The 15339-nt window shown below is 50.9% G+C and carries 12 protein-coding genes; 9 read left to right on the top strand and 3 right to left on the bottom strand.

All coding sequences use genetic code 11. From position 1 onward, the window contains the following. Positions 1 to 31: 31 nt before the first annotated feature. The 4 genes from groL to C7W93_RS14870 all read left to right on the top strand — a co-directional run bounded on the left by groL (position 32) and on the right by C7W93_RS14870 (position 4919). Positions 32 to 1687, top strand: a complete 1656-nt coding sequence (gene groL, locus C7W93_RS14855; protein ID WP_108440963.1) for a chaperonin GroEL — start codon at positions 32 to 34, stop codon at positions 1685 to 1687. 678 nt (positions 1688 to 2365) lie between these two features. Beyond that, positions 2366 to 3415 carry a methionine ABC transporter ATP-binding protein gene (locus tag C7W93_RS14860; RefSeq protein WP_108440964.1) on the top strand — a complete coding sequence of 350 codons (1050 nt, stop codon included), beginning with the start codon at positions 2366 to 2368 and terminating at the stop codon, positions 3413 to 3415. Continuing rightward, positions 3405 to 4058 (top strand): methionine ABC transporter permease, encoded by a 654-nt coding sequence (locus tag C7W93_RS14865; RefSeq protein WP_108440965.1) that lies wholly within the window; start codon positions 3405 to 3407, stop codon positions 4056 to 4058. The genes C7W93_RS14860 and C7W93_RS14865 overlap by 11 nt, the downstream gene beginning before the upstream one ends. A 60-nt stretch (positions 4059 to 4118) precedes the next feature. Then, a complete protein-coding gene (locus C7W93_RS14870) occupies positions 4119 to 4919 on the top strand; it encodes a MetQ/NlpA family ABC transporter substrate-binding protein (RefSeq protein ID WP_108440966.1) in 801 nt (266 codons plus the stop codon). A 216-nt stretch (positions 4920 to 5135) separates the two neighbouring features. Here the strand turns inward: C7W93_RS14870 and C7W93_RS14875 are convergent, their stop codons facing one another. Further along, positions 5136 to 6704: a 4-hydroxyphenylacetate 3-hydroxylase family protein gene (locus C7W93_RS14875; RefSeq protein ID WP_108440967.1), complete on the bottom strand. Its 1569-nt coding sequence runs from the start codon at positions 6702 to 6704 to the stop codon at positions 5136 to 5138. A gap of 120 nt (positions 6705 to 6824) precedes the next feature. Here C7W93_RS14875 and C7W93_RS14880 point away from each other — a divergent pair, with 120 nt between their 5' ends. Further along, entirely contained in the window at positions 6825 to 7505 is a 681-nt protein-coding gene (locus C7W93_RS14880; protein WP_225869896.1) for a TetR/AcrR family transcriptional regulator, read from the top strand. Positions 7506 to 7593: 88 nt separating this feature from the next. Here C7W93_RS14880 and ylqF read toward each other — a convergent pair whose 3' ends face one another. Together ylqF and C7W93_RS14890 are read right to left on the bottom strand one after the other, a co-directional pair. Next, complete coding sequence (gene ylqF, locus C7W93_RS14885; RefSeq protein WP_108440969.1) at positions 7594 to 8559, bottom strand: ribosome biogenesis GTPase YlqF; 966 nt, start codon at positions 8557 to 8559, stop codon at positions 7594 to 7596. 227 nt (positions 8560 to 8786) lie between these two features. Then, on the bottom strand, positions 8787 to 9740 hold the full coding sequence (locus tag C7W93_RS14890; protein WP_108440970.1) for a histone deacetylase family protein: 954 nt from the start codon (positions 9738 to 9740) through the stop codon (positions 8787 to 8789). Between the two features lie 279 nt (positions 9741 to 10019). On the opposite strand from C7W93_RS14890, the gene C7W93_RS14895 reads away from it, so the two are divergent. The 4 genes from C7W93_RS14895 to mltB all read left to right on the top strand — a co-directional run bounded on the left by C7W93_RS14895 (position 10020) and on the right by mltB (position 15317). Beyond that, positions 10020 to 10946, top strand: coding sequence for a MoxR family ATPase (locus tag C7W93_RS14895; RefSeq protein ID WP_108440971.1), 927 nt, complete (start codon positions 10020 to 10022; stop codon positions 10944 to 10946). Positions 10947 to 11017: 71 nt separating this feature from the next. Further along, entirely contained in the window at positions 11018 to 11986 is a 969-nt protein-coding gene (locus tag C7W93_RS14900) for a DUF58 domain-containing protein (RefSeq protein ID WP_225869897.1), read from the top strand. Next, complete coding sequence (locus C7W93_RS14905) at positions 11983 to 14100, top strand: DUF3488 and transglutaminase-like domain-containing protein (RefSeq protein ID WP_108440973.1); 2118 nt, start codon at positions 11983 to 11985, stop codon at positions 14098 to 14100. The genes C7W93_RS14900 and C7W93_RS14905 overlap by 4 nt, the downstream gene beginning before the upstream one ends. Continuing rightward, complete coding sequence (mltB, locus tag C7W93_RS14910; protein ID WP_108440974.1) at positions 14091 to 15317, top strand: lytic murein transglycosylase B; 1227 nt, start codon at positions 14091 to 14093, stop codon at positions 15315 to 15317. Before C7W93_RS14905 ends, mltB begins: the two co-directional genes overlap by 10 nt. The last annotated feature ends 22 nt before the right edge of the window (positions 15318 to 15339 follow it).

Raw genomic sequence — 15339 nt, forward strand, 5'->3', positions numbered from 1 at the left:
ATCATATTCAACCGTATTCAGGAGAATAAACATGGCAGCAAAGCAAGTAATTTTTGGTGATGACGCACGCGCTAAGATCGTCAACGGCGTTAACGTGTTGGCAAATGCAGTTAAAGTCACTCTGGGCCCTAAAGGCCGTAACGTCGTTCTGGAGCGCAGCTTCGGTGCCCCTACCGTTACTAAAGACGGTGTTTCAGTTGCGAAAGAAATCGAACTGAAAGACAAGCTGGAAAACATGGGTGCGCAACTGGTTAAAGAAGTTGCTTCCAAAACGTCAGACAACGCTGGTGACGGTACAACTACTGCAACAGTATTGGCTCAAGCAATCGTGCGCGAAGGCTTCAAATACGTTGCTGCTGGTTTCAACCCAACTGACCTGAAGCGCGGTATCGACAAAGCTGTTGTCGCCATCGTTGCAGAAATCAAAAACCTGGCTAAACCAACGACAACAAGCAAAGAAATCGCGCAAGTCGGTTCGATTTCAGCTAACTCCGACACCGATATCGGTGAAATCATTGCCAAGGCAATGGACAAAGTCGGTAAAGAAGGTGTTATCACAGTTGAAGACGGCAAATCACTGGAAAACGAACTAGACATCGTTGAAGGTATGCAATTTGACCGTGGCTATCTGTCACCGTACTTCATCAACAACCAAGAAAAACAAGTTGTTGCTCTGGAACAGCCTTATGTTCTGTTGTTCGACAAAAAAATCTCTAACATCCGTGACCTTCTTCCGGTATTGGAGCAAGTCGCTAAGTCGGGCCGTCCACTGCTGATCATCGCAGAAGACGTCGAAGGCGAAGCACTGGCAACTCTGGTTGTCAACAACATCCGCGGTATCCTGAAAACTGCTGCTGTTAAAGCACCAGGCTTTGGCGATCGTCGTAAAGCTATGTTGGAAGACATCGCTATCCTGACCGGTGGTCAAGTGATTGCAGAAGAAGTCGGCCTGACACTGGAAAAAGTGACTCTGGCAGAACTCGGTCAAGCACAACGTATCGAAATCAGCAAAGAAAACACCATCATCATCGATGGCGCTGGCGAAGCAATCTCGATCGAAGGACGCGTTAAACAAATCCGCGCTCAAATCGAAGAAGCAAGCTCAGACTACGACCGTGAAAAATTGCAAGAACGTGTCGCTAAGTTGGCTGGCGGTGTTGCTCTGATCAAAGTCGGTGCAGCTACCGAAGTTGAAATGAAAGAAAAGAAAGCACGCGTTGAAGATGCATTGCACGCTACTCGCGCTGCAGTCGAAGAAGGCGTAGTTCCTGGCGGCGGCGTGGCTTTCCTGCGCGCACGTGCAAACGTCAAGGACCTGAAAGGCGACAACGCCGATCAAGAAGCTGGTATCAAAATCGTGCTGCGCGCGATTGAAGAGCCACTGCGTCAAATCGTATTCAACGCAGGCGATGAGCCATCGGTTGTCATCAATGCAGTTCTGGCTGGCACTGGTAACTACGGTTACAACGCTGCCAACGGTACTTACGGTGACTTGGTTGAGCTGGGTGTTCTTGATCCAGCAAAAGTTACACGTTCAGCACTGCAAAATGCAGCTTCGGTTGCTGGCCTGATCCTGACTACTGACGCAATGATCGCTGAATTGCCAGAAGACGGCAAATCAGCTGGCGGCATGGGCGGCGGTATGGGTGGTATGGGCGGCATGGGTGGCATGGACGGCATGATGTAATGTGAGATTGATCTTCGACAACTGTATCTAGCGGCGCAATCTTGTGGCCTGCGATGCTCACCGTACATGCTACGGCTGCGCTTCTCGGCCACAATCTTCCACCGCTAGATACGATTCTCAACGATCACACAGAGTTGGCTGATATTTCTTCTTTCGTTTTTTGAGGATGTATTGGTTGATTAATAAAAAGCCCACAGTGATGTGGGCTTTTTATTGTCTGAATGAAAAGTACAGACGCTCTAATTTTAAAAAAGGGAAAACCGTCGTCAATACGTGCCTGAAGGCGCGAAATCCCTTTTCAAAATAGAACACGTATTAGCAGATTATATGGATGAAGGAGTCGCAGTCAGGCGCTCCCGTGGCCTATCCGCCCTTGCAGCTTGCACGACGTTCTGGCTATGTGAAACTCGCGGGCGCTTTCGCATCTCCACTCAACAACATGAAAAGAGAATATCGATTTCATGAGAAAGCGTGGGTGTCTTCATGAAAACGAAAATGCCGCGCAAAAAATAGATTTAACTACAAGATAAATCTTATATAGAAAACGGTTATAACCCTATACCAAAAAGATACTTTCCCCGAGTACAAAATCCTTATAAAATAAGCACTTACAAAAAAATTATATTGGCGGCAGATTGTCGGAGTCAGAGACAGTCGGCTGCCTTTTTTTATGCTGAAATGATAAAAATTCAAGCAGTTACCCAGCGGTTCGAGGGGGCTAATGGTCCGGTGGATGCGGTACGCAACGTTGATCTGACGATTAACAAGGGCGAAATCTTCGGCATTATTGGTCGCAGCGGCGCTGGCAAAAGTACGTTAGTGCGCACGCTTAATCTTCTCAACCGCCCTACTTCGGGCAAGATCATCGTTGATGGCAAAGATTTGACAGCACTGAGTGCCGATCAATTGCGCGCAGCGCGGCGTGAAATCGGTATGATTTTTCAGCACTTTAATTTGTTGTCGTCACGCACTGTCTACGACAATATCGCACTGCCGCTGGAACTGACAGGGATGTCGAAAAGCGACATCAGCAAAAAAGTCACACCGTTGCTAGAGCTAGTCGGCCTGACTGCGCTGAAAGATCGCTATCCGGCTCAAATCAGTGGCGGCCAGAAGCAGCGCGTGGGAATTGCGCGCGCGCTTGCCAATGCGCCTAAAGTATTACTATCGGACGAGGCCACATCGGCACTTGACCCTGAAACGACGCGGTCGATTTTAGAACTGCTGCGCAAAATCAATCAAGAACTAGGCCTGACCATCGTCCTTATCACGCATCAAATGGAAGTGATCAAAATGATCTGCGACCGGATGGCCGTTATGGAAGCCGGGGAAGTGATCGAATACGGTCAGGTAATCGATATCTTCCGCGCCCCCAAACATCCGGTGACCCGCTCAATGATTGGCGATGTTATCGCACAAGATTTGCCTGCCGGCGTCTTGCAGCGCTTGCGCACACGACTGGCGGGTAGCGATGCTGGCGATGGCACCGACCATTTGTTCCGCCTGGCATTTACGGGCGACAGCGTTAATCAACCGCTGCTATCCGAAGTTGTGCGTAAATTCAATTTGGATTTCAGTATTTTGCACGGCCAGATCGATGAAATTCAAGGTCAGGCGTTTGGTTCCTTGGCAATTTTAGCCAACGGCGGCAGCGCCGATATCGCAGCAGCAATGCAGTACTTAAGCGCGCAAGGCGTGACGGTAGAGGAGTTAAATCATGTCATCTGAAATGCTCGATCTTTTCATTTCTTCGTTCGGCGAGACGCTGATGATGGTTGGCATATCAGGCATTTTGGGTGCCATTTTAGGGATTCCGCTGGGGATTGCGCTGCATCTGACGGGCCGCGATGGCGTGCTGCCGAGTCTGGCTTTTAATCGCGTTGCCGGGCTGATCGTCAATGCAGTCCGCTCTACACCTTTCATCATTTTGCTGGTGGCAGTGATTCCATTCACGCGCTTTTTTGTCGGCACGTCCATCGGCACCGCTGCGGCGATTGTACCGCTGACTCTGGCATCGGCCCCGTTCATTGCGCGCTTGGTCGAGACCGCGCTGCGTGAGGTGGATCGTGGTCTGATCGAAGCTGCGCAAGCCATGGGCGCATCGACCTGGCAAATCGTCTACAAAGTGCTGGTGCCAGAAGCGTTCGCCGGTATCATCGCCGGATTGACGATTACTTTTGTTAGTCTGGTCGGCTACTCGGCGATGGCCGGTGCGATTGGCGGCGGCGGTCTGGGCGATCTTGGTATCCGTTACGGCTATCAACGATTTTTGCCGGAAGTCATGCTGGCTGTAGTACTGATTTTGATTGTCTTTGTACAGCTGGTACAAACCCTGGGCGATATTCTGGTGCGTCGTTTAAGTCACAAATAAATATTACTTTCACGCATAAAAAATCTGAATTGTTGTAAGTCATCCCTAGAAAGGAAAGAAATGAATCGTCGTCAATTAGTCCAATTTTTTGCTGGTTTAGGCGTCGTCGCCAGCTTGATATCCGCACCTGTATTTGCGCAGGAAAAAACGATCAAGATCGGCGCTACCGGCGGCCCTCATGCTGAAATCCTTGAAGTGGTGAAAAAGATCGCCGCTAAAGATGGCCTGAATATTCAGATCGTCGAGTTCAGCGATTACGTTCAACCTAACGCCGCCTTGGCTGCGCGTGATCTTGACGCAAATAGCTATCAGCATTTGCCTTATCTGGAAGCGCAAATCAAAGATCGCGGTTACAAGCTGAGCAATGTCGGCTACACCATCACTTTCCCAATGGGCATTTATTCTAAAAAAATAAAGTCATTGAAAGACCTGAAAGCTGGTGCGCGTATCGGTGTACCGAACGACCCGACTAACGGCGGACGTGCTTTGCTGTTATTGCAAGCCCAGGGATTGTTGAAGCTTAAAGCCAACGCAGGGTTACAAGCCACACCGTTAGATATCGTTGAAAATCCAAAGAAATTGAAAATCCTGGAAATCGACGCAGCGCAGTTACCGCGTTCGCTAGATGATCTCGATGCCGCTGCGATCAATGGTAATTTCGCAGAAAAAGCAGGTCTCAGCCCGACTAAAGATGGTATCGCTATCGAAGCCGCACGCGGCCCTTACGCCAATATCATTGCCGTGCGTACTGAGGATAAAGACAAGCCGTGGGTTGCTAAACTGCTCAAGGCTTACCATAGCCCTGAAGTGAAGCAGTTTGTCATCGATCAATACAAAAATTCGGTGATTACTTCCTGGTAAAAATAGCATGGTCTGTAGCTGCTTCAGTGGCTGACGCAACTACGATCTGCTAAATATCCGCAGGGTTAAAGGGCGAGGTAAATCGTAAAGATTTCCTCGCCCTAATTACGTCCGCCAATCAGCGCAACGTGTACGTCCGCTGATCAATGTGCGTATATATCCGATGAGCGCAGCACGTAGATCAACTGATCCACGCAACATGCACATCAAATTTGATCAGCTATTTTCCAATTTTTTAGTCGTCTGCGGCATCTCCACCATGACCGCCTGACCTGGAACTGTGCAACCAGTCGAACAACATTTTCCCGGTTGTTTATTGGCAGAAATTGCCCGACCCGGCTCTTCCACTAAGCCACGATCTAACAAACGTTCAACCAATTCCACCTTGCTGCCGATCGGATAATTGCGATAAATTTCCTGCTTCATTGCCGCTGGCGATCCACCGCCGTGCAAGCTGATCACAGAATACCAGCCGCCCTGATACGAGGCGGTTAAATCCTCGATAAAACGCGCCGTCTGTATCCGCTTTTCATAAGGCACATCTGGATTCGCCCGCAGCACTTCCGACAGAGTCGCCGCAGTCGCCGGATTATGGTCCTCGTCCGGTCCTGGCAACGCAACAATCAATCCTCCCGAAACATAGTGCGCGATGCGATGCATATCGTAGATTTGCGTCGATAACAGCAATTTACCGATATTAGAAAAGACCGGATCGGGGACAAAGCTGTTCGATCCTTCATCCATTTTGGCGTATACCGATGAGGCCACGCCGCAAGCGTAAAAACCCTCTGTAATCTTGATCAACTCCACCATTTGTTCGCGCAGATGATTTTCCTTGCCCGGATCAAAACCGTTCGCCTCGCACATTAGCGCCCCTGCGCCTATCAGCAAATCGCCAAAACCGGCACGTGCGCCGATGCAGCTGTGCCGATGATGCGTCGCGTAGTTATAGGTCATATAGCCGGAATGCTCCCATTCACCCGCATAGAACACGCGCTCCCAGGGGACGAACACTTTATCGAAAATGACCACGCCCGTAGATTGACCAAACTTATTGCTGAACAACGCCGCTTTCTCACCCGGACGTCCCGCCGGACGCGCCACAATCGTCAATCCCGGTGCGTCACAAGGAACCGCGCAGCAAACCGCGAACTCCGCATCTTGCTCCGACATATTTCGACAAGGCATGACCAGAAACTCATGCATATACGGCGCGCCAGTCACGATGGCTTTGGTGCCCGAAATAAGGATGCCTTTTGCAGTGCGCTCAACAATATGCACGTAGGTATCGGGATTGGCTTGCTCGTGCGGCTTTTTGCTGCGGTCGCCTTTGGCATCCGTCATCGCGATCCCTAGCGACAGATCGCGATCTTGCACTTCGTGCAGATAATTCAGAAAGTTTTGACCGTAAGTCGTACCTTTATCCGCATCGATGCGATGCGTGACTTGGTAGATCGCATTTAACGCATCATGGGCAAGATACCGCTGCGCGCAGCCGGTTTCCTGACACAGCAGACGCACCGCCTCCAGCTTATTCAACAGGTCGCCGCTGCTGGTATTGATGTGCAGCATGCGATTAATCGTTTTGCCGGACGTATGCTGTTTAGCTAGCATAATCGGCGCGTACTTTTCTTCCAGGGCATAGTCGTACGTCACGCCAAGCGCGTTGATGCCTGGCAAGAATGCTGGTTCATCGGCAACCGAATCGACTTTTCGGCCATCGACGTACACCGTTGGCGAGTAACGACGCAGCGACTCGCGATATTCTGCAGAAGACATCAACATAGCTTTCATCTCCGAATTTTGATTAACGATCATTAATATGAACGTTGTTCATTTTAAAGTCAAGCATTCACTTTTGAGCAATCTCCATGCTAAACTCGTTCCATGAACAAGCAAACAAACTTGAAAACAATACCGGATACAGCTACCGCGCCATCACCCGATGCAGCGCGCACGGATAAGCCCAGCACCGTTCGCTTGCGAGCAGTCAACGATCTGAAACGCCAGATGATTCTGCAAGCAGCGCGGCGCGTCTTCGAAAAAGACGGTCTGCTAAAAGCGAATGTCCGCGCCATTGCCAGTGAAGCTGGGTACACCGCTAGCGCTATCTACAATCATTACGAAAACAAGGAAGAAATATATGGCGATCTGCTCCAGCAATCGCTGGAACAACTCAACGCCGCTGTTCGCGAACATCATAACGATGCCCTTCCTGCAGCAGAACGAATTACACACGACGCGATGGCGTTTTATGACTTTTATTTAAAAAATCCGAGAGAGCTCGATCTGGGATTTTATTTTTTTCAGGAAATGAAACCGCTCGGACTGACGCCCACACTCAATGAACATCTGAATCAACGTTTGCGTGATGCGCTAGGTGGCGTGGAAGCCGGATTAAGGGAATGTGGATGTTCCGCAGCTTTAGCGGCAAGAGAAACCACAGCCCTGTTCGGTCATTGCGTCGGTTTATTGCTGTTGACGCATACCGGACGCATCCGCATGTTCGGTCAGGATGGCCGGGAATTATTTGCGATGTATGTGGATGGACTGATTAGCCGATCATTGCAACAAACCCTGCCTTAAATGCTGGAGTTTTCCGGCAGAAGTAAAAAAGCCAATCTAAAAGATTGGCTTTTTTGTGCAACGGCAATGTCAGCAATTCACCGCTATATCAGGTGTCCGAAACATCTCTCGGCGGATTATATAAAAGCTCTTCCGCAGCTGCGGCAGCGATCACATCATCCTTGGCTTGCTGCTTTTCCAGCAATTCTTGCTGATGCTGCGCCAGGCTTTCTGCACGACTCTGCGGCGTCTCTAATGAAATACGTCCAAGCGCGCCGGTACGAAAATCCTGCAACAACGTGTTTGCGGCCTTTTCCACATCGAAGCCACTGCCTTTAAGCCGATAACCGCGACGAATGGCGACGCCTTCAACGACATCAACACCGTCCGTAGCTTCCGTAATTTCCATACTGTAGCGAGCAGCAACTAATTGCGGATAACGCTGTAGCAATACGTCGGCCAGATACGTCGCCACTTCTTCTTCGATCAAGGCATTCACGCCAACGGCATGGCTGGCGGCCAACATCATGCCATCACTCGGCAAGGCAATCTTCGGCCACAACATACCGGGCGTATCGATCAACACCATGTTTTTGTTCATGTATAAACGCTGCTGCACTTTGGTCACCGCAGGCTCATCGCCAACGGCAGCGACACGTTTTTTCAGCAAAGCATTCATCAACGTCGATTTACCGACGTTAGGAATACCCATGATCATCATGCGCAAAGGTTTAAGCGGCGTGCCACGATGCGGTGCCAGCGCTAACGCTAAACCCGGCACTTTGAGAACATCGGACGGCTTTTTGCAGCTCAGCGCAACGGCGTGAACGCCCTTTTGCGCGTTGTAATAGCTAATCCACGCTTGTGTGGCGACCGGATCGGCGAGATCACTTTTATTCAGAATTTTGAGGCAAGGACGCTGGCGAAACAGCCGTAATTGCTCGATCATCGGATTGCAGCTGGCCTGCGGAATGCGGGCATCCAGCACTTCGATGATCATATCGACCTTTTCCATGGCTTCCGCCGCCTTTTTGCGGGCAGCGTTCATGTGGCCGGGGAACCATTGTATGGACATGCGTTTTCTTGTCTGACGAAAATAAACCGCTATTGTACGGACTTACCTGAGAGTGCTGTCGGACTTAGGGGGAATAGGCCGTAAAAGTCGCTAAAAGTGCCTTATTTCATTGTGTTTTAGTTCAATAGTCGCGCTATTGACACAGAAATGGCAACAAAAGCCCGCATTTAGCCAGCCTTGCCATCTATTTACGGCAACCCGCAAAAAACTAAAAACGCCTTTTTATTTTAGTCCAACGCCGCTAATACTTTCAAATGCGCCACAACACTGCGGCCTAGCGCCGATAAATGATAGCCGCCTTCCAGACAACTGACGACGCGCCCTTCTGCGTATTGATCGGCTACTTGCATGATCTGCTGCGTAATCCATGCATAGTCGGCCTCGACCAATGACATTTGGCCCATTTCATCTTCGCGATGCGCATCAAAACCCGCTGAAATAAAAATCATTTGCGGTCGATGCGCGTGTAACGCGGGCAACCATTTTTCGATCACAAGCTGACGCACCACATCGCCGCCGGAATAAGCTGGCACGGGGACATTCACGATGTTTGCGGGGGCATCTTCGGTGCCGCTAAATGGATAAAACGGATGCTGGAAAAAACTGACCATCAAGACCCTCGGCTCTTGCAAGAAGGCTTGCTCGGTCCCGTTGCCATGATGAACATCAAAATCCACTATCGCCACGCGTTCCAAGCCGCGCACTTCAAGCGCATGGCGAGCAGCAATGGCGACATTATTGAACATGCAAAATCCCATCGGGGCGGCATGCGTGGCGTGATGACCGGGTGGCCGTATCGAACAAAATGCGTTCTCCAGCTCGCCATCGATAACAGCATCAGTGGCCGCAATCGCCGTGCTGACGGCCTGCAATGCCGCTTGCCAGCTATGTTTATTGAGAAATGTATCGGCATCCAAGGGGTAGTGGAGTTCGCCGCTGTCGGCCAGCGCCAGCGAATTGGTGCGCACCAATTCAATCGCTTCGGGACTATGCACGCGCCCAATCGCCGTCACCAGCGCGGCTTCATCGATATCCGGCGCTTGCCGATAATCGAGCCATTGAGCAATACGGCTTGAAATCAATTGATCTTCAATCGCTTGCAGCCGCTGCGGCGACTCTGGATGCCAGGCACCCATTTCGTGCAATTTGCAGTCGGGATGGGTATAAAAAGCAGTTGTCATTTTATTTTTCTAAGTATCGAATTGCTCGCTTAAAATCTCCTATTACCGGGTCTAGTGTACCCAAGAAAATGCCCGTTGCATGCACGGGGAAACAACAACCTTAATTTATTTATAAGCAGAATTATCTGCCGAGAGTAATCTTGATATTTTCGTTACCGACATTCGTGGTTGAATTCGCGTTATTCTCAAATACACAATAGCGCTGCGGCGCGCGCTTAGTCGCTTTTACACACGTTTTTACATACCCTTTTTACACCATTCGCACTCACCGAAAACCCTATGTTCGCAAAAATCCATGCAGTCGCAAAACAAGTTAACCAAATTGTCGTCGGTAAGGATCTGCAAATTCGCCAGGCGCTGGTTTGTCTGCTGGCTGGCGGCCATTTACTGATTGAAGACGTTCCGGGAGTAGGTAAAACCACGCTGGCACACGCATTGGCAATCTCGCTAGGACTGCGCTTTAACCGCCTACAGTTCACCAGCGATTTACTGCCAGCCGATATTGTCGGCATTTCAGTGTTTGATCGTGAGAAAAATAACTTCGTATTCCATCCCGGCCCAGTTTTTACGCAAGTCTTGCTGGCCGATGAAATCAATCGGGCCACGCCAAAAACCCAATCGGCATTATTAGAAGCGATGGAAGAACGGCAAGTCACGGCAGAAGGACGCACGCGCGATCTACCTGAGCCGTTTTTTGTGATTGCGACACAAAATCCATCGCACCAAGTCGGCACTTTTGCGCTGCCGGAGTCGCAACTTGACCGTTTTCTGATGTGTTTGTCGCTGGGCTATCCGGATGCGGCGGCGGAACGGGCGTTGTTGCTGGGCGAAGACCGGCGCATCTTGCTCAAATCCTTGCAAAAAGTGATGGAACCGACCGAGTTAATCGATGCACGGCTTAGCTTGCGACAAATTCATACCTCGACTTCATTAATTGATTATGTGCAGGCGTTGGCACAAGCGTCACGTCAGGATGGCTTGTTTGCCGAGGGCATGAGTCCGCGTGCCGCCATCGCGTTGGTGCAGGCGGCCAGAGCCTGGGCCGCGCTTGAGGGCCGCAATCATGTTATTCCAGAAGATATACAGGCGGTGCTGGTGCCGGTCGTAGCGCATCGATTACGCCCGTTAAAATCGCGTAATGGTGCCGGGACCGCCTTGGGAAGTCGCGATCTGGTACTGCAATTATTAAAATCCGTACCGGTTTGACGGCGCCCGGCAAACCTATGCTGAAGATTCTGCAAAATAGATTGAAACGCAATCTCAGGTTACCGTTTGGCATGAAATTTCCGTTCAGGCCACGCGAGGGAGAACCCGAAATCGGCGAGGTATATCTAGGCCAAAGACGCGTCTACATCATGCCCTCCCGCCCCGGTTGTGCGTTCCTCGTGATTTTGTTGCTACTGTTCATCGGCGCCATCAATTACAACCTCAGCCTGGGTTTCGCGCTGACTTTTGTACTGGCGGCATGCGCAGTGATCGATATGCATCTAACTTTCCGGAATATGGCATTTTTACATTTATCCGCAAGTCAAAACTCCCCCGTATTCGCCGGTCAGGAGGCCTTATTCACACTACAAGTGATTAACCGCCGCAAGCATCCACGATATGCAATATGGCTGGGCTTTATCGGCGCCGATTTACCTGTGATGGAGCAGCCGATTGATATCGCCTCGGCAGCATCTTGTAGCGTTGTATTGAGTACGCCTACGCTGGAACGTGGCTGGCTGGCAGCGCCGCGGGTTCGACTGCAAACCCGTTTTCCATTAGGACTTCTGCGCTCCTGGTGTTACTGGCAACCGGACGGCATAGTATTAGTTTATCCGCAACCTGAATCGCATGAATCGTCGCCTGCGCTGCCCATGACAGCACTTGCAAACACTACCGGCAACGCGACTGCCGGTCACGAAGACTTCGCCGGCGTGCGGGCCTACCAAGCCGGAGACTCTCTTAAACACTTGGCATGGCGCCAGATTGCCAAACTCAATAGCGATGGCGAAACCAGTTTGATTACGAAACATTTTGAGGGAGGCGCCGCCAGCGACTTAGTCATCGATTATGCAATACTGCCCCACGTAATGGACGTAGAAACCAAGCTATCGCGCATGACGCGTTGGATACTAGAGGCAGAAACCCTGGGATTGCCGTATGCATTCCGCATCGGCCGCATCGATTACCCGACAGCAATTGGCGCAGCGCATCAGCAAGCGTGTTTGCAAGCGCTGGCTTTGTATGAGGGCAGCCTATGAGCGGCACAGAAAGCAACGCGCAAAAAGCTTCACCTTCAGTGGCCGTAGGCGTCAAAACAGACTCTTGGTTCAATGCCCTGCCACGAGACAAAAGCGATACTTTATTGCTGCTGTTTGCGTGCATCATGGTGTTATTGCCGCATATTGAGCATTTACCTGCCTGGACCTCATTCACCTGCGCGATGATCGTATTCTGGCGCGGGGCGATTACCTGGAGCGGCAGTCGATTACCGCCGTTAGGTTTATTGTTGTTTGTAGCGACGCTGACCATGCTGGGCGTCTATGCCACCGCGCATACATTGCTAGGGCGTGAAGCGGGCGTCACCATGTTGGTCTTATTGCTGACACTGAAATTATTAGAGATGCGGGCGCGGCGAGACGTATTTGTGGTGCTATTTCTGAGCTTTTTTTTAATCCTCACGACGTTCTTTTATTCGCAATCGATTGCCACGGCAATCATGATCGTGGCGACCCTGATCGTGCTGCTCACCGCGCAACTCTCCTTCCAATTTAGCGGTGCGATACCGCCGATAGGACAAAGATTGCGCATGGGCGCTTTTATTCTGGCGCTGGCGATACCGCTGACGGTAGTTTTATTCGTATTGTTTCCGCGCATTCAAGGGCCGCTTTGGGGTATGCCCGGCGACACATTTAGCGGGCGATCCGGTATGTCTGACAGCATGGCACCGGGCACGATTTCGCAACTTGCGCTGTCGGATGATATTGCCTTCCGCATCAAATTTATTGACCCTGCGCCCGCCTCGGCTCTACGTTACTGGCGCGGCGCAGTATTAACCAATTTCGATGGCCGCACCTGGACCCGCCAGGGCACCGCGACCAGTTTCGCAAATAGTAATAACGCGTCAATGGTGGAGAATACCAGCGCGCCGTCCGGCACCAATATCCGCCAACAAATCACCATGGAAGCGAGTGGGCAACGATGGCTATTTGCATTAGAAACTCCGCAAATAGCACCAATACTAACGACCAATCCAGCCAGCCGAAGCCACATTAACAGCGATGGCGAAGTCCTGTCCGATCGGCCCATCAGCGACCGAATTCGCTACGATATAACCTCTACTATTGGCTTGCGCAAACCGACTATAGAAGCCGCATCGGTATTGCAACAAGCGCTGAATCTCCCGGCTGGCTTTAATCCGCAAACAGTTGCGTTCGCCGCTAAATTGCGGTCCGAAGCGGTGACCGACTCTAATATCGTCAACGCCGTGCTGAGCCTTTTCCACAATGAGAATTTTAGTTATACGCTGCAACCGCCATTACTTGGCAAAAATGGCGTAGACGACTTTTTGTTTTCCACTCGCGCCGGATTTTGCGAGCACTATGCAGGTGCGTTCGTGGTGCTGATGCGGGCCGCACATATTCCGGCACGCGTCGTCACCGGCTATCAGGGTGGCGAAATTAACCCGGTTGATAATTTTATGACGGTACGCCAATCGGATGCCCATGCATGGGCTGAAGTCTGGTTGCCTGGTCGCGGCTGGGTTCGCGTCGACCCAACCGCCGCTGTCGCGCCTGAACGCATCCAAAGATCATTGAATCAAGTCTTGCCACGCAGCTTTTTTGGCGGCTTGATTAATATCGGTGTCGCACAGAATAATTGGTGGAACAAACTAAGCGTCGTCCGCCAAAACTGGGATGCGATCAGCAACAGTTGGAATCAATGGGTATTGAATTACACCCCTGAACGACAAAAAAGTTTATTGCAGTCTTTTGGCATCGATCAACTTGATTGGCGCATGATGGTGGGATTGATGTTCGGCATCGGCGCCCTTGTTGTAGCGCTCGTAACGCTGCCATTGCTGCTCGTTCGGAACAAAATTGCGCCACTTGATAAGGTATACTCGGCATTCTGCAAACGAATGGCGAAGCTCAATATGACCAGACAGCTTCATGAAGGGGCAACAGCGTATCGTCAGCGACTATGCGCGACTGAGTCTCCGCTCACGCCACAGGCAAAAAATGCTGCCGCAATGTTTTTGCAGTCTTACGAAACATTCCGCTATAGCGCAAATGATGGCCCCGACACAGTTTCGCTAACGTCATTAAAAAGCCAACTCAAAAAACTCAAACCTTTGCTATCCCAATGCCGATAAAACTTATCTCTAGCGTCAAATTGTCTCCACTTTCGTTGCCCCGCGCCCGACTTTCCGTTGCGCTTGCCATCGCTGCCTTGTCCGCTGCTTGCGCTGTAACGCCACCGGCGACTACAGTGAGTCCAGTCACGACTGCGGCACCTGCAACTTTGCCAGGTACTACAGCAAGCGCTCCTGCCGTAGTACCGCCGCCAAGGCTGGTAGACTCAGGCATTGCACCTTCCAACAACGACAATAGCGAATACGCTAATTTTGCCCAATGGAAGACCGTTTCTTCTTTCATTGATGAAATGGTGACTAAAAATGGTTTCACCCGCTCCGAACTCGAAGCGGTATTCAACAAAACCCGTTTTGTCGAAAGCGCCATTCAGCTGATGAAACCGGGACCACCGGGCAAACCAAAGAATTGGGGCGTTTATCGTGCACGTTTCGTTGAGCCGGTCCGTATTAACGCTGGCGTCAAATTCTGGAATACCTACGCCGATGCATTGGCGCGAGCCGAAGCCCAATATGGCGTGCCAGCAGAAATCATCGTTGGCATTCTGGGAGTGGAGACAGTTTTCGGTCGCAATACCGGCAATTTCCGCGTGATGGATGCCATTACGACACTGGCCTTCGATTATCCAAATACCCCCACGCGTGAAGCACGCATGGCATTCTTCCGCAAAGAACTAGAAAATACCCTTTTGTTCGCGCGTGAGTCGAATATCGATCCGTTCTCGCTGCTAGGCTCTTATGCGGGCGCGATAGGTTGGCCGCAATTTATGCCAAGCAGTATTCGTCAGTACGCTGTAGATTTTGATGGCGATGGCAAAATTGACTTGCGTAAATCGCCGGTCGATGCGATTGGCAGTGTTGCGCACTATCTGCAAGTGCATGGCTGGAAAAGAGGCGAGCCGATTGTTTTTCCAGCAACGGTATCCACTGACACCAGCAGCGAAAATCGCTGGCAGGCATTTATTGGCCAAGGTCTGGAAGCCAAATTCTCGCTGGATGAATTAACTGCTGCAGGCGTGGTGCCGACGTCGTCTTTAGCTAGTTCGGCCGCCGGCAGCAAACTATTTGGATTAGTGGATTTGCAAAATGGCACAGCGCCAACCGAACATTGGCTAGGCACGGATAATTTCTTCGCCATCACCAAATACAATCGTAGCTTCTTTTACGCCATGTCGGTGATTGATTTGGGACGTGCGATACGTGTCGCACGTGGCGGTTAATCGCTAAAACCGTACTGCACGC

This window comes from Glaciimonas sp. PCH181, assembly GCF_003056055.1.
Lineage (GTDB): Bacteria > Pseudomonadota > Gammaproteobacteria > Burkholderiales > Burkholderiaceae_D > Glaciimonas.

Coding starts and splice junctions, on each gene's coding strand:
- C7W93_RS14900 (WP_225869897.1), top strand. CDS start 11,018: ATGAAATTTCCGTTCAGGCCACGCGAGGGAGAACCCGAAATCGGCGAG.
- C7W93_RS14895 (WP_108440971.1), top strand. CDS start 10,020: ATGTTCGCAAAAATCCATGCAGTCGCAAAACAAGTTAACCAAATTGTC.
- C7W93_RS14905 (WP_108440973.1), top strand. CDS start 11,983: ATGAGCGGCACAGAAAGCAACGCGCAAAAAGCTTCACCTTCAGTGGCC.
- C7W93_RS14890 (WP_108440970.1), bottom strand. CDS start 9,740: ATGACAACTGCTTTTTATACCCATCCCGACTGCAAATTGCACGAAATG.
- groL (WP_108440963.1), top strand. CDS start 32: ATGGCAGCAAAGCAAGTAATTTTTGGTGATGACGCACGCGCTAAGATC.
- C7W93_RS14875 (WP_108440967.1), bottom strand. CDS start 6,704: ATGTTGATGTCTTCTGCAGAATATCGCGAGTCGCTGCGTCGTTACTCG.
- C7W93_RS14870 (WP_108440966.1), top strand. CDS start 4,119: ATGAATCGTCGTCAATTAGTCCAATTTTTTGCTGGTTTAGGCGTCGTC.
- C7W93_RS14860 (WP_108440964.1), top strand. CDS start 2,366: ATGATAAAAATTCAAGCAGTTACCCAGCGGTTCGAGGGGGCTAATGGT.
- ylqF (WP_108440969.1), bottom strand. CDS start 8,559: ATGTCCATACAATGGTTCCCCGGCCACATGAACGCTGCCCGCAAAAAG.
- mltB (WP_108440974.1), top strand. CDS start 14,091: ATGCCGATAAAACTTATCTCTAGCGTCAAATTGTCTCCACTTTCGTTG.
- C7W93_RS14865 (WP_108440965.1), top strand. CDS start 3,405: ATGTCATCTGAAATGCTCGATCTTTTCATTTCTTCGTTCGGCGAGACG.